The organism is Bacillus pretiosus, assembly GCF_051294775.1.
GTDB classification, from domain to species: Bacteria; Bacillota; Bacilli; order Bacillales; family Bacillaceae_G; genus Bacillus_A; species Bacillus_A wiedmannii.
Genome location: NZ_JBPPHF010000004.1, coordinates 45030 through 61610 on the forward strand (window position 1 = coordinate 45030; position 16581 = coordinate 61610).

Here is a 16581-nt window from a genome sequence, read left to right on the forward strand (position 1 = left end):
AAAAAACTATCCACTATAACAGGTGGATAGTTTTTTTATTTAAGATTCTTTTAAATCATCAATCAACTTCTCAGCTAAGCGCCTATACATATTACTCATCGACACAAATGATGTTAGTAATAAAAATTTCTCTAGATTCGGATCTTCTAAGGAAGAAATTTCACTTACTTCTGAAACAAGATTATTTACGTCTTGTGTAAAGCTTTCGACGTTTTTTTCGGTAAGAGAAAGATAATCTTTATATAATGTATTTAATTCGAATGAATCATCGTTTAATAAGGATTCATTTATATTTTCTAAGGAGCTTTTTATGTCATTAATGGAAAGGGCTCCTTTTAATTGATAAATTAAGCTGATTAAAATCATATGCTCTTTTGAGTATTTTTTATTTTTGATTGGAATAAACAGTTTCCCTTTTGCGTAATTGTTAATCATTGTTTTTGTTAATACTTTTTCATCATCGGTTCTTGTTGTATCTGAATAAGTATTTTCAAATAATTGGACAACCTGGTCTACATACAAGTCGACATTTGGAATATCCTCAAGCGTAATGTTTTTTTCTAAATGTAATGTTTCAAGCAGTTTATTTATATTTTCCACGTAGAACCCCTCACTTTTATAACTTAGTGGAGCATAATGTTTAGTTTATCTCTAAATATGGTATTACGAAACAAATAAATTGTAAATGTTGACCTCTAATAATAATGCGTATATAATTACATGTAGTTATTGAAACTACATGTAATTATATGAGGGGTGTATATATGAATGCTTATGTAAGAGAACCAGTTAATGCTTTTACCCACTTGGGAGGAGCTGTATTATCATTTATTGCATTATTAGCTATGCTTGTAAAAGTTTCTATTAAGATGCCATCTTTTGCGGCAATTACAGCTGTTATTTTATTTGGTATCGGAATGATGGTTCTGTATACAGCATCAGCTGTATATCATAGTGTTGTAGCCAGTGAACGTGTTATTTATTTCTTTCGGAAGCTTGATCACTCTATGATTTTTATATTGATTGCAGGTACATATGCACCATTTTGTTTAATTACATTACATTCCGCAAACGGTTTATTATTATTTTGTTTAGTTTATGCAACTGCCATTTGTGGTATTGTTTTTAAAATGTTTTGGTTTAGTTGCCCGAGATGGTTATCAACAGCAATTTATATTACAATGGGCTGGTTAATTGTTCTGTTCTTTGCACCGTTAGCTGCTAACTTAAGTGCAGGAGGTATCGTGCTTCTAGTGCTTGGAGGCATTCTTTATACAATCGGTGGATTTATTTATGGAACAAAGCCAAAATGGTTAGAGTTTAAACATATGGGGCATCATGAAATTTTTCACGTGTTCGTGTTATTGGGAAACCTTGTTCACTTTTTAAGTGTATATTGCTACGTAATTTAACAAGATGAAATTTCCGAGTGATTTTTATTTTTTCTTGATTAATAAATAAAGATATAGACACATATGTATGTTAAAGAGTTGCATAACGTAAAGGTTATGCGGCTCTTTTTTATATAAATAATAATTCGAAATAAATATTCTAAATTATCAGTCTTTTGTGGTAGGATAGATTTGTATTGAGGTTATAAAATTTTATAATTAATAATAAGTGGGGGACTATATATATGGCGATACTTATAACAGGTGGAGCAGGATATATTGGTAGTCATACGTGTATAGAATTATTAAATAATAATTATAAAATTATAGTCGTAGATAATCTTTCAAATAGTTCAATCGAGTCCTTAAATCGAGTAAAAGAAATAACAGGAAAACAATTTGAATTTTATAAAGAAAGTGTTTTAAATCGTGAAAAAATGAATGAGATTTTTTTGAAAAATAATATTGAAGCGGTTATACATTTTGCTGGATTTAAAGCAGTGGGGGAATCGACTACAATTCCTCTAACATATTATTATAATAATATAATAGGTACAATCGTACTATGTGATGTGATGCAGAAACATCATGTTAAAAAGTTTATTTTTAGTTCATCTGCAACTGTATATGGAATTCCAAAAACGTCACCAATTACAGAAGAATTTCCGCTGAGTGTGACAAATCCATATGGGCAAACAAAATTAATGATTGAGCAAATTATGCGTGATGTGGCAAAAGCTGATGATGAATGGAGTATTGCGTTACTTCGTTATTTCAATCCCTTCGGAGCACATAAAAGTGGTCGTATTGGAGAAGATCCAAATGGGATTCCGAATAATTTAATGCCATATGTAACGCAGGTGGCGGTAGGTAAATTAAAGGAACTAAATATATTCGGAAACGACTATCCAACAAAAGACGGGACAGGTGTCCGTGATTATATTCACGTTGTTGACCTTGCAAAAGGACATGTAAAGGCACTTGAGAAAGTACTTGAGACGAAAGGAATAGAGGCATATAATCTTGGCACAGGTAAAGGGTATAGTGTGTTAGAGATGATAAAGGCTTTTGAGGAGGTTTCAGGTAAAAAAATACCTTATAAAGTGATAGGGCGTCGTCCTGGTGATGTAGCAGTATGTTTTGCTGATGTATCTAAAGCGAAACGAGAATTAGGATGGGAAGCAGAATATGGGTTAGAAGAGATGTGTGTAGATTCTTGGAGATGGCAGGTAAATAATAAAAACGGCTATCAAATGATTTAAGGTAGTTAGTAAAGCATTCTCTTATTAATTTGTAGGATATTTTATGTATATAATAAATTGTTTTCTTTATTATGTTGCTTGAGGTCAGTAATATGTTCAATTTAGGAAAGAGAATGTAATAAAATATTACTGACCATAGCATTTGAATAGCAACCGGTTCTATTGAAAAGTATTCCAATACTTGTATCATTGTTAAAGTGCGTTTATAATCAAATAATCTTGTTAGCTTTTTGCTTGAATTACGTATTATTGAAAGCGTTTTTATTGCGTGATATATTTTGATTGACATCATTACTGTATGAAATGCATGAAAAGGGTTTTTCTATTGTTTTTTAAGGTAGGAAGTCTGACTTATTTTTGAAAAAACTTCGTATGTAGTTGTAAGTAAGAAGGAGAATAAGGAATAATATAATTTTTACAAGACGGGGAGGGTACAGTGTGAAAATGTAAGGTTTTCACATGAGGATATATGGGGTACGTAGGATTATTACTTTCGGGTGCAGCTTTATTTTTAAATAGTCTTGTTATATTAGGGAAAGCAGAGATGAAAAGTGCGGGTGTTTTTAATTTATTTGTGGGTGCACTACAAATTATTATTCCGTTCTATTTGATCATGATTTCTGACCAAAGCAATTGGACAGTGTATTCATATGCAGCTACTTTCTTATTTGGATTAACCTATTTATATGTAGGTGTTACCTTTATAAAAGGAATGGATAGTAGCGGTTTAGGTTGGTTTTGTATTTGGGTAGCAATTATTGCTTTATTCTATATGGTTGTTTCATTTGTTCAATTTCACGATGTTGTTAATGCATTAACGTGGTTTATGTGGGCATTACTTTGGTATTTATTCTTTGTATTAAATACACAAAAGAAGAATATCAATCAATATCTTGGAAGAATTGCCTTCGTACAATCATGGGTAACATTGACGTTGCCTTCACTCTTTTATTTTATGGGAGTATGGGGAGAGGGATTCGTATATGAACTATGGGTTTATGTATCCGTAATTTCTATTTTATACTTCTGTTATTGTATTTATAAATATCGAGTACGTTAATATATTTTCTGTAGAAAAGCATGGAATCGTTAAACGAATTCCATGCTTTTTCTATATTAGCATTTATAATAGAGAGGTAGTATTTTACAATTTATCAAAATGGGGATGATGAATTTGAAAAAAGTATTGGTGCTAGGGGGAACAAGATTTTTTGGTAAACATTTAGTAGAAGCACTTTTACAAGCTGGACACGATGTAACAATTGCGACGAGAGGCATTACTGAAGATTCTTTTGGAAGTGTAGTAAACAGATTGATTGTAGATAGAGAAGACGAAAAACAACTAGCTGAGCGTCTAAAAGATAAAAGTTATGATATCGTATACGATAATTTATGCTATAGCTCGAATGCGGCGAAGATAGTATGTGGAGTGTTACGAGGAAAAACGAAGAAATACATTATGACATCTTCAATGGCTGTTTACGAGCCAGCACTAGGCTTATTAGAAGAGAACTTTAATCCGTACGAGTATGCCGTTACGTATGGTGGTAGGAAGGATTTTACTTATAGTGAAGGAAAGAGATTAGCCGAAGCGGTTTCATTTCAACAAGCAACATTCCCAGTTGTTGCAGTACGTTTTCCAGTTGTTATTGGAGAAAACGATTATACGAAAAGGTTACAATTTTACGTTGAACATATTGTGAAGCAAGAACCTGTCGCCGTGAATGATCTAGATGGAGAGTTATCATTTATACATGAAAAAGAAGCAGGAGAATTTTTAGCTTGGTGCGGGATGAAGGACATAGAAGGGCCAATTAATGCTTGTAGCAACGGGGTAGTTTCTACTCGAGAAGTTATTCATTTCATAGAAGAAAATACGGGAATAAAAGCACTCGTTCAAGAAGTAGGAGATAATGTAGCACCTTATAATGAAGTGATTAATTGTACATTACATAATGGAAAAGCTAGTGAATTAGGATTCCCGTTCCGAGAATTGAAAATAGAAATAGAACAAGTATTACGTTATTACATACATGCAATGAAATAATCATAAATCCCCCGGTGGCAATCCGGGGGATTCTGGAGGATTTCGACAATACTAATTTTACATTACCAAACTTACCTTATACGCACGACTAATGTTTTTGTGATCGCATTGCTTGTAAATACTTTTCATTTACCTGGTCCCAGTTCACTGTATGCCACCAGTTGGTAACAAATTCTGGACGCCGATTTTGATACTTTAAATAATAGGCATGTTCCCATACATCGATGACGAGTAATGGAATTTTACCTTCTTGCAAAGGTGTATCTTGATTGGGTGTACTCATAACGGAAAGTTCCTCACCGTCCAGAACAAGCCATCCATAGCCACTTCCAAAACGACTAATAGCTGCTTTGGAAAGTTGATCTTTTAAGTTGTCAAAGGTATTGAAATAATAATCAATTACTTTTGCAACGTCTCCATTAGGCTCACCGCCACCTCGCGGGCTCATTACTTCCCAAAAAAGACTATGACAATAGTGACCACCACCGTTATTTCTGACAGCTGTAGCAATTTCTTTTGGTAAAGTTTCTAAATTACATAGTAACTCTTCTAAAGATTTATTATGTAATTCCGTATAGTTTTCTAAAACGACATTCAAGTTATTTACGTATGTCGCATGGTGCTTTCCATGATGAATAGAAAGCGTGTTGCTATCGATATATGGCTCTAGTTCATCATAGTCATATGAAAGCTTTGGCAATTGAAATGAAGACATAACATTCCCTCCTTTCTTATTAAAAAGTTGGTCTAGGTAAAAATAATTTACCTGAGTCAAAAATACACCTATTTTTTATACAAGTCAATAGTAATCTCTTTAATTTTCTGAAAAATATTACAATAAAAGTAACACTTCGACTTTCATTTGTGACTCTTATTCTTTTTGCTTATACTGTAAAGTAGTAACGTTTTGTTGAAATAGAAGGAGATCGTTTATGAGTAAAACGAAACAATTAATAGAGGAAGCAAGTCATTTTATTACGGTTTGCTATAAAGAGCTTAATAAAGAACAATTCATAGAAGAGAGAATAAAAGAAATTCAAGTTGAGATAGAGAAGACGGGGACGTATGAGCATACATTTGAAGAACTTGTTCATGGATCACGAATGGCATGGCGCAATAGTAATCGATGTATCGGAAGACTATTTTGGAGTAAGATGCACATATTAGATGCACGTGAAGTAAATGATGAGGAAGGTGTATACAACGCATTAATTCATCATATTAAATATGCAACGAACGATGGGAAAGTTAAACCGACAATTACAATTTTTAAGCAATATCAAGGTGAAGAAAATAATATACGAATTTATAATCACCAATTGATTCGGTATGCAGGGTATAAAACAGAAATGGGAGTGATTGGTGACTCTCATTCCACTGCGTTTACGGATTTTTGCCAGGAACTTGGCTGGCGAGGAGAAGGTACGAATTTCGATGTATTGCCACTTGTTTTTTCTGTCGATGGAAAAGAACCTGTATATAAAGAAATTCCAAAAAAAGAAGTGAAAGAGGTACCAATTGAACATCCAGAGTACCCAATCTCATCTTTAGGAGCAAAATGGTATGGGGTTCCAATGATTTCAGATATGCGCTTAGAAATTGGCGGTATTTCCTATACAGCTGCTCCATTCAATGGATGGTATATGGGGACGGAGATTGGGGCGCGTAACTTAGCGGATCATGATCGTTATAATTTACTGCCGGCTGTTGCGGAGATGATGAAGCTCGATACATCGAGAAACGGTACGTTATGGAAAGATAAGGCGTTAATTGAATTAAACGTAGCTGTGTTACATTCCTTTAAAAAACAAGGAGTTAGTATTGTTGACCATCATACTGCTGCACAACAATTTCAACAATTTGAGAAGCAAGAAGTAGCTTGTGGTCGTGTTGTAACGGGCAATTGGGTGTGGCTTATTCCGCCATTATCTCCAGCTACCACTCATATTTATCATAAACCGTATCCGAATGAAATTTTGAAGCCAAATTTCTTTCATAAATAATATTTAGTATAGTTTTTTTATGCAAATTATAATTTTTTTAATTACTGTTACGTAGCAAATGGAAGCCTTTACTCTCGGTTATTTTTGGAAGGAGCTTTTTGAACCAAGGAGTTCCTTATGTTATAATCAAATTTCTGTTTCGAAGACCTTATAGAAATATAAGGTCTTTTGTTTTGCTTTTTTATGTAATAGGAATAGAAATTTTCTTTTAAATAAGGGATTTAGCATATTTTTAGGGACAACATAAGTGTGTAGAAAATTGATGAATTATTATGCTTATATAATCATTGTGTTTTGGATGTAAACAATAAAACATAATAAAGTTGTTTTTTTAGATTGCTGAGGAAGGAGGAAGTGTAAATGAGAATGAAGAGTCGAAAAACGGATTGGCCTGTATTTCTTATTAGTGGTGGCTCACTTTTATTATTTGTAATTGCAGTTATTTTAAATAAAAGTTACGTAGAGGGAGTCATTAATAGCAGTTTTGCAGCTTCAATTAAATATTTTGGTGCCTTTTGGCAAGTTTTATTAATTGGTACATTTGTTGTTGCAATGTGTATGGCATTTTCGAAATATGGGAGAGTTAAACTTGGGGGGCTAGAAAAACCTGAGATTAGTACGACAAAATGGCTCGCTATTATTATGTCTACATTACTTGCTGGAGGTGGCGTTTTTTGGGCAGCCGCAGAGCCGATGTACCATTTGATGACGGTGCCACCAATACATGAAGGTATAACTGCTGGGACGCAAGAAGCGGTAATGCCTGCTTTAGCACAAAGTTATATGCACTGGGGTTTCCTGGCTTGGACGATTTTAGGTACAATTAGTGCGGTAGTTATGATGTACGGGCATTATCATAAAGATATGCCGTTAAAACCTCGAACGCTTTTATATCCTATCTTTGGGGAGAGATTGCGAAAGAGTTGGCTTGGAACAATGATCGATGTATTTGCCATTATTGCGGTAGCTGCAGGGACGATTGGTCCAATCGGATTTTTAGGACTACAAGCAAGTTATGGGTTACAAGCATTGTTTAACATTCCTGATGTGTTTACTACTCAATTAGCTATTATTGTTTGTGTAGTAGCTGTTTCTACTATATCTGCGGTAACGGGAATTGATAAAGGGATTCAAATTATAAGTAATTTAAATGTTAGGTTAGCAGTTTTATTAATGGTATTCGTATTACTGTTTGGACCAGGTGGATTTATTATCGATTCATTTGTGTCTTCGTTTGGATTTTATATAAATGAATTTATTCCAATGAGCACATATCGTGGTGATACAGCTTGGTTAGGATCGTGGACAATCTTTTTCTGGGGATGGTTTATTGGATATGGACCGATGATGGCAATTTTAGTGAGCCGAATTTCAAGAGGAAGAACAATCCGAGAAATCATCGTTGCAATTGGAATTATTGCACCTATTATTACAACGTTTTGGTTTACTATACTAGGGGGATCAGGTGTGTTTTATGAGTTAATGAATCCTGGTTCTATCTCGACCGCATTAAGTGAATCTGGTATGCCAGCGGCTATGATTGCAATTACAGAGCAACTGCCACTATCTAATATTATTGGACCTGCATTTCTTTTATTAACAATTTTATTTGTAGTGACAACAGGAGATTCAATGGCTTATTCGATTTCAATGGCAGTGACTGGAGATGGAGATCCTAGAATTAGTTTGCGAGTTTTTTGGTCGCTTATTATGGGCGCAGTTGCGGCGATTCTTTTATATATGGGTGAGGGAAGTATTAACGCCTTACAATCCTTCATTGTAGTGACGGCTGTTCCGGTATCTATTCTGTTATTCCCAATGCTATGGCTAGCGCCTAAAGTCGCAGGGGAATTAGCGTTAAAACAAGGTATTGTAAAAGAAGAAGATAAAACTAGCTTCTTATTCCAAAAAGCTAGTAAATCAAAATAAATAATTGTATTTATATAAGAAGAGGAAGCATTTCATTTGAGATGCTTCCTCTTTGCTATTTATTTAACTACTGTTCATACTCTGTACATTTTTAATCTATTCTAATACTTTATCTTTCGTCTCTGGAACACATAATAACATCGTAACTAAACCGATTGGATAGATAATGAAGATGAGAGATAATGCTCCCATTAAATTACCACCTGCAGCAAGTAAGCCGATAATAACAGGCCCAAATCCAGCTAAACCACGTCCTGTACCGAAAATAAAGTTTTCTGCTGTAGAGCGAGCTTCAGCAGGATAGTTTTCGGCTAAAACTGCCCCGAATCCTCCCATCATGCCATTGGCAAAGAATCCAAGCAATGCACTTCCCCATAACAATAATGTTGAGTCTGTGAATAAGAAGAAGTAAATGAGACAGTATATAGTACCACCGACATAATAGATTGTAAAAGTTTTACGGCGACCAATTTTATCAGCTAGAATACCAAAAGTTGCAATTCCAATTAGCATGCCAATTGTAGAGATGAACATCCAACCGCTCGCTTTTGCTAATGTGTAGTTATATTTATTCGCTAAAATAGTTGGCATCCATGTGAAAATTCCATAATATCCGAAGTTCTGGATGAATGACATAATAATAAGACCGATTGTTGTTATCGTTACTTTTTTATTGGCAAATAACTTTCGAAGTGGGAACTTTTTCATTTGCTTTAGTTGTTCTGCCTCGGTAGTTGTTAAATTACCTTCAGCTTCTTTTTGTAACAATTCTTTTTTGTATCGTTGTTTTTGTTCCCATATTTTCGGTTCACTTAAACTTTTGCGGACGTAAACAGCTAATAAAGCGGGAATGAGTCCAAATAAGAAAACAGCTCTCCATCCGAAATGCGGGACGATAAATGCTGGAAGGAGTGAAGCGACTAGTACGCCAAATTGCCATCCAAGTGCAACAACGGATGTCGCCTTAGCGCGCATTTCTTTAGACCATGTTTCAGTTACGATGGCCATTCCAATCCCGAATTCACCACCAACTCCCATTCCAACTAAAAAGCGAAGAATTAATAATTGCCAATAATCTGTTGCGAAATAAATAAGTGCTGTTGCGAGTGAAAATAGTAAGATTGTGAAGGCCATCGTACGGATACGCCCAAATAAATCAGCAATAAATCCAAATAAATAAGACCCGATTAGCATTCCTATTGTGGTAGCTAATGTCAAGTTTCCACCTTCAACAGGGCTCAAATGAAATTCTTTTAAAATGTAGACCAGTACGAAAGATAAGAGCAACATATCTAAACCTTCTGCTGCATATCCTAGCGCAGAACCAAACAATGTTTTATATCTTTTCTCCTTCGTTTCCTCTGTTGTTGATTGTACATCAGTAGTAACGTTCATCATTACTCCTCCTTATTTTCTTCTACAGTCGCTATGGAAGAATAACAAAAGGCCTTCTCACCTGATATGATGAGAAGGCCAAAAAAGCATACGTATCTCTAAAAAAGACCATACGTATAGTATATTCCGACTTCCTTCTCAACCTCACGGGGTTGGGTTAAAGGACTGTATTATATTACTTTATTTTTAGCACTCTTCTATTAGGTTGTCAAATAAAGAGGGGATAGTTATGTGTAAAATATTTCAAAAGATATTGCATTCTTCTTGACGCCCACTTCATTATTTTCCCATAATAAAACTAACTCATATAAAAAGGAATGAATCACAGATGCTAAATTTAGTACTTATGATGATTGAACGTGTCGGACTTATTGTTATTTTAGGATTTTTACTTTCTCATATTAGAACGTTCAGGCGCCTTCTTCATAGACAAGATGGGTATGTAGATAAGCTTAAGCTTATTTGTATTTTTTCAGTGTTTACAATTGTCAGCAATTACACGGGAATTGAAATTGCGGGGAATACAATTATGAATGAAAATTGGCTACAAGGTGTTTCGTCATCTAGTACAATTGCGAATACACGTATTATGGGTGTTGGAATTAGTGGATTGCTTGGTGGTCCTATCGTCGGAATTGGAGTAGGATCGATTGCTGGTATTCACCGTTATATGCTTGGCGGGACGACAGCGCTAAGTTGTGCAATCTCTTCAATTTTAGCAGGTGTTATAACTGGGTATATTGGACACATTTTCAAAAAATATAATCATGCAATTACGCCTAAATTTTCAGCGGTTTTAAGCGTGTTTATTGTTTCTTTAGAAATGATTATAATCTTATTAATTGTAGAGGATGGAACTAGTATCGTGAAAACAATTGCGATACCAATGATCCTTGTAAATAGTTTCGGAAGTTTTATTTTACTTTCAATGATACAAGCTATTTTGCGTCAGGAAGAAAACGCGAAAGCTCTGCAAACGCATAAAGTATTACGAATTGCTGATAAGACATTACCATATTTTCGCAGGGGATTAACAGAAGAGTCTTGTAAACATGTGGCACAAATTATTCACCGTTTTACGGGAACGGATGCGGTATCCTTAACAGATACAGAGAAAATATTAGCTCACGTTGGATTGGCATCAGATCATCATATTCCTTCACACAGTTTAATAACAGGTTTATCGAAAGAGGTTTTACATACAGGGAAAATAATGAAAGCGAAATCACGTGAGGTTATTAATTGCCAACATGAAGGCTGTCCTTTGCAAGCAGCTATTGTTATTCCATTAACTTCACATGAAAATACGATAGGGACATTAAAACTGTATTTCAAGAACCCTAACCAGTTAAGTCGTGTTGAAGAGGAACTTGCAGAAGGATTAGCAAAAATATTTTCCACGCAGCTTGAGTTAGGTGAAGCAGAGTTACAAAGTAAGTTATTGCAAGATGCCGAAATAAAAGCGTTACAAGCACAAATCAATCCGCATTTTTTATTTAATGCAATTAATACCGTATCAGCTTTATGCCGAACAGATGTAGAAAAGGCAAGGAAGTTATTATTGCAGCTTAGCGTGTATTTCCGTTGTAATTTGCAAGGGGCACGTCAGTTGTTGATTCCACTAGAACAAGAATTAAACCATGTACAGGCATACCTATCACTAGAACAAGCAAGATTCCCAAATAAGTATGAAGTAAAGATGTATATTGAGGAAGAGTTAAAGACAACATTAGTACCACCATTTGTTCTTCAACTGTTGGTTGAAAATGCGTTGCGACATGCTTTTCCGAAGAAACAGCCAGTATGCGAAGTAGAAGTGCATGTTTTTGAAAAAGGGGGCATGGTTCACTTCGAAGTAAAAGATAATGGACAAGGAATTGAGGAAGAACGCTTAGAACAATTAGGAAAAATGGTAGTGTCGTCAAAGAAAGGGACTGGAACAGCTTTATATAATATTAATGAACGACTTATCGGGTTATTTGGGAAAGAGACAATGCTTCAAATTGAAAGTGAATTAAATGAGGGGACAGAGATTACTTTTGTTATTCCTAAAAAAATAGGGGAGGAAGAACGGAGTGTTAAAAGTATTAGTAGTTGACGATGAAATGTTAGCACGTGATGAATTGAAGTATTTATTAGAGCAAACGAAAGAAGTAGAGATAATTGGTGAGGCGGATTGTGTAGAGGATGCATTAGAGGAATTAATGAAAAACAAACCAGATATTGTTTTCCTAGACATTCAGCTATCTGATGATAACGGATTTGAAATCGCAAATATATTAAAGAAGATGAAAAATCCTCCTGCAATTGTGTTTGCTACTGCCTATGATCAATATGCGCTGCAAGCATTTGAAGTAGACGCGTTAGACTACATTTTAAAACCATTTGATGAAGAACGTATCGTACAGACATTAAAGAAATATAAAAAGCAAAAACAAATAAAATTAGAAACAAATCAAGAGGTAAAGAGTGTAGACGTAACGACCGAGATGCATAAATTAGCATTACCAATTGAGGAATCGATTGTACTTGTGAATATTGAAGATATTATATATGTAGGACTTGTGGATGGAAAAGTGACAGTAAAAACAATGAGAGAAACGTATGTAACACACGATACACTTGTAATTTTGGAAAAGAAGTTGCCACAAGCAAGTTTTATGCGTGTCCATCGTAGTTTTATTGCAAATATTAATCATATTACGGAAATACAACCATGGTTCAATTCTACATATAATTTAATTATGAAAGAAGGATCAAAAGTACCTGTTAGCCGTACATATGCAAAAGAACTCAAAAAGCTACTTCGTATTTAAGAAGTAGCTTTTTGCATTTCATCTGCCTATTTTTGTAACTAATTTTGTATATTTGACGTTCCACTATGAAAACGCTTACAGTTTTGTTTTTATCTTATACAATAAAGGTACCAAATCGAAAGAGGTGGCCAAAATGAGTACGAACAAAGTATATAGTTTCTTATCACAAGCATTCATATTTTCAGCTATTATGTTAGTTTCTAATATTATTGCAACGCATTTACCAATTCCGATGCCTTCATCGGTGATCGGATTAGTTATTTTATTTAGCCTATTATGTTTAAAAGTTATTAAATTGGAACAAGTTGAATCACTCGGAACGGCTTTAACAGGTATTATCGGATTCCTTTTCGTTCCATCAGGTATTTCGGTTATTAATTCTCTCGGTGTAATGGGACAATATTTTGTACAAATTTTAACTGTAATTGTTGTCGCAACAATTATTTTACTCGCTGTAACAGGATTATTTGCACAATTTATTTTAGGAAAAGACGATAAAGAAATAGAAGATACGAAAGAATTGAAAGTAGTAAATAAAGGACGCAAGCACGGAAAAGTTGCGTAACCAATTTAGTATATATTGCTAGGAGGGAATGAACATGGCAAGCACAATGACTCCATATTTCGGAATCGTCGTTTCATTAATCGCATACGGAATCGGAACATTATTATTTAAGCATTCAAAAGGATTCTTCTTATTCACACCATTATTCGTAGCGATGGTATTAGGGATTGTCTTTCTAAAAGTAGGTAACTTTACTTTTGAAGAATATAATACTGGCGGAAAAATGATTAGCTTCTTCTTAGAACCAGCAACAATCGCGTTTGCAATTCCATTATATAAACAAGTGGATAAGTTAAAAAAATATTGGTGGCAAATTTTATCGGCTATCGTGGTTGGATCTATTTGCTCAGTAATTGTCGTGTTCATTGTTGCAAAAGCAATTGGTCTAGATACAGCAGTAATGAATTCAATGTTACCACAAGCAGCAACAACAGCAATTGCGTTACCGATCTCTGAAAGTATTGGTGGTATACCAGCAATTACATCGTTTGCAGTTATTTTTAACGCAGTTATTGTATACGCATTAGGAGCATTATTCTTAAAAACATTTAGAGTAAAGCATCCAATTGCAAAAGGTTTAGCACTTGGAACAGCAGGTCACGCATTAGGAGTGGCAGTAGGAATTGAAATGGGTGAAGTAGAGGCAGCTATGGCAAGTATTGCTGTAACAGTAGTTGGGGTTGTAACTGTAGTTGTCATACCGATGTTTATGCCATTCATTGGATAGTAAAACTTACTTAAAAAAACGAGAAAAGCAAGCTATTTGTAGGACAGATTTCTACTGATAGCTTGCTTTTTATGTTACAGTAGTGGTAAGACCTATGTTAATAAAATGTAAGTTTCCTTAAATCTTCATTAATACTGTGTAGAATACGTTTTGAATTAGGTCATTGTATTGTAAAATAAGAAGTAAGCTACTATAGGATCTGCTAAGAGAGATCTATAATAAGCTTATAAAAATCTTTATATGAATGAATAATTAAAGGTAGAGAAGAGAGAAAAAATCTACTTATTAACGTTTTACTTTATAGGACAGGAGAGAGTACTCGTCGATTATGCAAATAAAAAACCTGTTTCAAAGCAAAGGATTTCAGAGGTTTCTCGTATTAGTAATACTTGCTCTCGTGTTATACGGGCTGCAAAGTATGTTGAATTTAATTTTAATTACGTTTATTCTCACATATTTAATGGATCGATTCCAAAAGTTTATTTCTCGCAAATTAGATCATTTCATGCCCATTAACCGAAAAATTATTATAGCGTTTCTATATGTAATGTTAATTGGTGGAATTGCTATTACGCTATTTAAATATTTACCAGTATTGACGATACAAATTTCACAATTGATTTATCAATTTAACGTATTTTTAAGAAACCCACCGGATAGTGAATTAATTAAGTATGCAGTTAATGCTGTCAATCATATGGAACTTTCGAAATATGTAGGACAAGGCGTTGACATTTTGTATAAATCGATTACGAATGTTGGGAAATTTGGCCTTCAAGTGTTACTTTCTTTAATTTTAAGTTTATTTTTCTTATTGGAGAAAGCTCGGATCGTTGCTTTTACTGCAAAATTTAAAGAAAGCCGACTTGCAATTTTCTATACTGAAATTGAGTACTTCGGTAAGAAATTTGCACGTTCATTCGGAAAAGTAATCGAAGCACAATTTTTAATTGCAGTTGTTAACTGTGTTTTATCCGTTATTGCACTATGGATATTAGGATTCCCGCAATTATTAGGTTTAGCGTTAATGATCTTCTTACTCGGTTTAATTCCAGTAGCTGGGGTTATCATTTCGTTATTCCCGCTTTGTATGATTGCTTACAATATTGGCGGTATTATGTACGTTGTTTATATTTTAATTATCGTAACAGTAATTCATGCGCTTGAAAGTTACGTGTTAAATCCGAAGTTCATGTCGCAAAAAACAAACTTACCGATCTTCTATACATTTATGGTATTAATCTTCTCAGAACACTTCTTAGGTGTATGGGGATTAATTATCGGTATTCCAATTTTCATTTTCTTATTAGATGTCTTAGATGTGACAAGTGATGAAATGGAGAATGAAGCCAAAAAAATAAGGTGAAGTAAAGAAAAAGCATCGATGTTCGATGCTTTTTCTTTTATAACATGATGTTTTTTATGCCATACTGTAAGCAGAAGATAGAATAGGGGTGAAATAATGGCTGTAAATGAAAAGGTAGAGTTAGCTACATTTGCTGGAGGGTGCTTCTGGTGTATGGTTTCGCCATTTGAAGAGATGGAAGGAATTATAAAGGTTATTTCTGGTTATACAGGTGGTCATAAAGAGAGTCCAACATATAAAGAAGTATGTTCAGAAACGACGGGACATTATGAGGCAGTACAAATTACATTTGATGCAAATAAAATGCCATATGAAGAGTTATTAAATATATATTGGAGACAAATTGATCCGACTGATATAGGAGGACAATTTCACGATCGTGGACAGTCTTACGAAACAGTAATTTTTTATCACAATGAAGAACAACATAAAAAAGCAGAGGCTTCAAAAGAAGAGCTTGCAAAGAGTGGACGCTTTTCAAAACCAATTGCTACAAAAATATTACCAGCAGCTACGTTTTATCCAGCTGAAGACTATCACCAAGGATATCATAAGAAAAATACATTCCGCTATGAGTTATACCGTAAAGGATCGGGAAGAGATGCTTTTATTAAACAACATTGGCCAAAAGATAATACTCATTTAAAAGAAAAACTCAATGAGATGCAGTTTTATGTAACACAGGAAAATGGAACTGAGCCACCCTTTCAAAATGAATATTGGAATCATAAAGAAGAAGGACTTTATGTAGATATCGTCTCAGGTGAACCGCTATTTACTTCTTTAGATAAATTTGATAGCGGGTGTGGATGGCCTAGTTTTACAAAGCCAGTTATGTCAGCAAGTGTGAAAGAAAAAATGGATGTCAGTCATAATATGACGCGTACGGAAGTGAGAAGCAAAGAGGGAGATTCACATCTAGGCCATGTATTCCCGGATGGCCCAGGACCAAATGGTCTTCGTTACTGTATTAATTCCGCAGCCCTTCGATTTATCCGAAAAGAGGAATTAGAGAAAGAAGGATATGGTGATTTTCTAGTCGTATTTGGGAATAAAAAATAACCTCGCTAACTGCGAGGT

General features: G+C 34.4%; 15 protein-coding genes. 12 read left to right on the plus strand and 3 right to left on the minus strand.

Features of this window, described 5'->3' with window-relative positions:
- Positions 1 to 39: 39 nt before the first annotated feature.
- Positions 40 to 600, minus strand: coding sequence for a DUF1836 domain-containing protein (locus ACSG5Z_RS20525; RefSeq protein WP_088608190.1), 561 nt, complete (start codon positions 598 to 600; stop codon positions 40 to 42).
- Between the two features lie 164 nt (positions 601 to 764).
- Between ACSG5Z_RS20525 and trhA the strand changes: the two genes are divergently transcribed.
- The 4 genes from trhA to ACSG5Z_RS20545 all read left to right on the plus strand — a co-directional run bounded on the left by trhA (position 765) and on the right by ACSG5Z_RS20545 (position 4700).
- Positions 765 to 1412: a PAQR family membrane homeostasis protein TrhA gene (trhA, locus tag ACSG5Z_RS20530; RefSeq protein ID WP_435712032.1), complete on the plus strand. Its 648-nt coding sequence runs from the start codon at positions 765 to 767 to the stop codon at positions 1410 to 1412.
- Between the two features lie 224 nt (positions 1413 to 1636).
- Entirely contained in the window at positions 1637 to 2653 is a 1017-nt protein-coding gene (gene galE / locus ACSG5Z_RS20535; RefSeq protein ID WP_435712033.1) for a UDP-glucose 4-epimerase GalE, read from the plus strand.
- Positions 2654 to 3122: 469 nt separating this feature from the next.
- Positions 3123 to 3713, plus strand: a complete 591-nt coding sequence (locus tag ACSG5Z_RS20540) for an AmiS/UreI family transporter (RefSeq protein WP_000542569.1) — start codon at positions 3123 to 3125, stop codon at positions 3711 to 3713.
- A 99-nt stretch (positions 3714 to 3812) separates the two neighbouring features.
- On the plus strand, positions 3813 to 4700 hold the full coding sequence (locus tag ACSG5Z_RS20545; RefSeq protein ID WP_147786850.1) for an NAD-dependent epimerase/dehydratase family protein: 888 nt from the start codon (positions 3813 to 3815) through the stop codon (positions 4698 to 4700).
- 88 nt (positions 4701 to 4788) lie between these two features.
- On the opposite strand, the gene sodA is transcribed toward ACSG5Z_RS20545, so the two are convergent.
- A complete protein-coding gene (gene sodA, locus ACSG5Z_RS20550; protein WP_435712034.1) occupies positions 4789 to 5415 on the minus strand; it encodes a superoxide dismutase [Mn] in 627 nt (208 codons plus the stop codon).
- Positions 5416 to 5632: 217 nt separating this feature from the next.
- Here sodA and ACSG5Z_RS20555 point away from each other — a divergent pair, with 217 nt between their 5' ends.
- On the plus strand, positions 5633 to 6703 hold the full coding sequence (locus tag ACSG5Z_RS20555) for a nitric oxide synthase oxygenase (protein ID WP_098201014.1): 1071 nt from the start codon (positions 5633 to 5635) through the stop codon (positions 6701 to 6703).
- A 360-nt stretch (positions 6704 to 7063) separates the two neighbouring features.
- Positions 7064 to 8632, plus strand: coding sequence for a BCCT family transporter (locus ACSG5Z_RS20560; protein ID WP_435712035.1), 1569 nt, complete (start codon positions 7064 to 7066; stop codon positions 8630 to 8632).
- A 96-nt stretch (positions 8633 to 8728) separates the two neighbouring features.
- Here ACSG5Z_RS20560 and ACSG5Z_RS20565 read toward each other — a convergent pair whose 3' ends face one another.
- Positions 8729 to 10027, minus strand: a complete 1299-nt coding sequence (locus ACSG5Z_RS20565) for an MFS transporter (RefSeq protein WP_001103428.1) — start codon at positions 10025 to 10027, stop codon at positions 8729 to 8731.
- Positions 10028 to 10355: 328 nt separating this feature from the next.
- Between ACSG5Z_RS20565 and lytS the strand changes: the two genes are divergently transcribed.
- The 6 genes from lytS (at position 10356) to msrB (ending at position 16563) form a co-directional block, all read left to right on the plus strand.
- Entirely contained in the window at positions 10356 to 12125 is a 1770-nt protein-coding gene (lytS, locus tag ACSG5Z_RS20570) for a two-component system sensor histidine kinase LytS (RefSeq protein ID WP_435712036.1), read from the plus strand.
- Positions 12103 to 12843: a LytR/AlgR family response regulator transcription factor gene (locus tag ACSG5Z_RS20575; RefSeq protein WP_048542820.1), complete on the plus strand. Its 741-nt coding sequence runs from the start codon at positions 12103 to 12105 to the stop codon at positions 12841 to 12843. The genes lytS and ACSG5Z_RS20575 overlap by 23 nt, the downstream gene beginning before the upstream one ends.
- Before the next feature lie 133 nt (positions 12844 to 12976).
- The gene (lrgA, locus tag ACSG5Z_RS20580; RefSeq protein WP_435712037.1) at positions 12977 to 13408 is read left to right on the plus strand and encodes an antiholin-like murein hydrolase modulator LrgA; all 432 of its coding nucleotides are present in this window, start codon (positions 12977 to 12979) and stop codon (positions 13406 to 13408) included.
- 34 nt (positions 13409 to 13442) lie between these two features.
- The gene (gene lrgB, locus ACSG5Z_RS20585; protein ID WP_000168869.1) at positions 13443 to 14135 is read left to right on the plus strand and encodes an antiholin-like protein LrgB; all 693 of its coding nucleotides are present in this window, start codon (positions 13443 to 13445) and stop codon (positions 14133 to 14135) included.
- A gap of 328 nt (positions 14136 to 14463) precedes the next feature.
- On the plus strand, positions 14464 to 15501 hold the full coding sequence (locus tag ACSG5Z_RS20590) for an AI-2E family transporter (RefSeq protein WP_098145791.1): 1038 nt from the start codon (positions 14464 to 14466) through the stop codon (positions 15499 to 15501).
- A 96-nt stretch (positions 15502 to 15597) separates the two neighbouring features.
- Complete coding sequence (msrB, locus tag ACSG5Z_RS20595) at positions 15598 to 16563, plus strand: peptide-methionine (R)-S-oxide reductase MsrB (protein ID WP_087981886.1); 966 nt, start codon at positions 15598 to 15600, stop codon at positions 16561 to 16563.
- Positions 16564 to 16581: the final 18 nt, after the last annotated feature.

Coding starts and splice junctions, on each gene's coding strand:
- trhA (WP_435712032.1), top strand. CDS start 765: ATGAATGCTTATGTAAGAGAACCAGTTAATGCTTTTACCCACTTGGGA.
- galE (WP_435712033.1), top strand. CDS start 1,637: ATGGCGATACTTATAACAGGTGGAGCAGGATATATTGGTAGTCATACG.
- ACSG5Z_RS20540 (WP_000542569.1), top strand. CDS start 3,123: ATGGGGTACGTAGGATTATTACTTTCGGGTGCAGCTTTATTTTTAAAT.
- ACSG5Z_RS20545 (WP_147786850.1), top strand. CDS start 3,813: ATGGGGATGATGAATTTGAAAAAAGTATTGGTGCTAGGGGGAACAAGA.
- sodA (WP_435712034.1), bottom strand. CDS start 5,415: ATGTCTTCATTTCAATTGCCAAAGCTTTCATATGACTATGATGAACTA.
- ACSG5Z_RS20555 (WP_098201014.1), top strand. CDS start 5,633: ATGAGTAAAACGAAACAATTAATAGAGGAAGCAAGTCATTTTATTACG.
- ACSG5Z_RS20560 (WP_435712035.1), top strand. CDS start 7,064: ATGAGAATGAAGAGTCGAAAAACGGATTGGCCTGTATTTCTTATTAGT.
- ACSG5Z_RS20565 (WP_001103428.1), bottom strand. CDS start 10,027: ATGAACGTTACTACTGATGTACAATCAACAACAGAGGAAACGAAGGAG.
- lytS (WP_435712036.1), top strand. CDS start 10,356: ATGCTAAATTTAGTACTTATGATGATTGAACGTGTCGGACTTATTGTT.
- lrgA (WP_435712037.1), top strand. CDS start 12,977: ATGAGTACGAACAAAGTATATAGTTTCTTATCACAAGCATTCATATTT.
- lrgB (WP_000168869.1), top strand. CDS start 13,443: ATGGCAAGCACAATGACTCCATATTTCGGAATCGTCGTTTCATTAATC.
- ACSG5Z_RS20590 (WP_098145791.1), top strand. CDS start 14,464: ATGCAAATAAAAAACCTGTTTCAAAGCAAAGGATTTCAGAGGTTTCTC.
- msrB (WP_087981886.1), top strand. CDS start 15,598: ATGGCTGTAAATGAAAAGGTAGAGTTAGCTACATTTGCTGGAGGGTGC.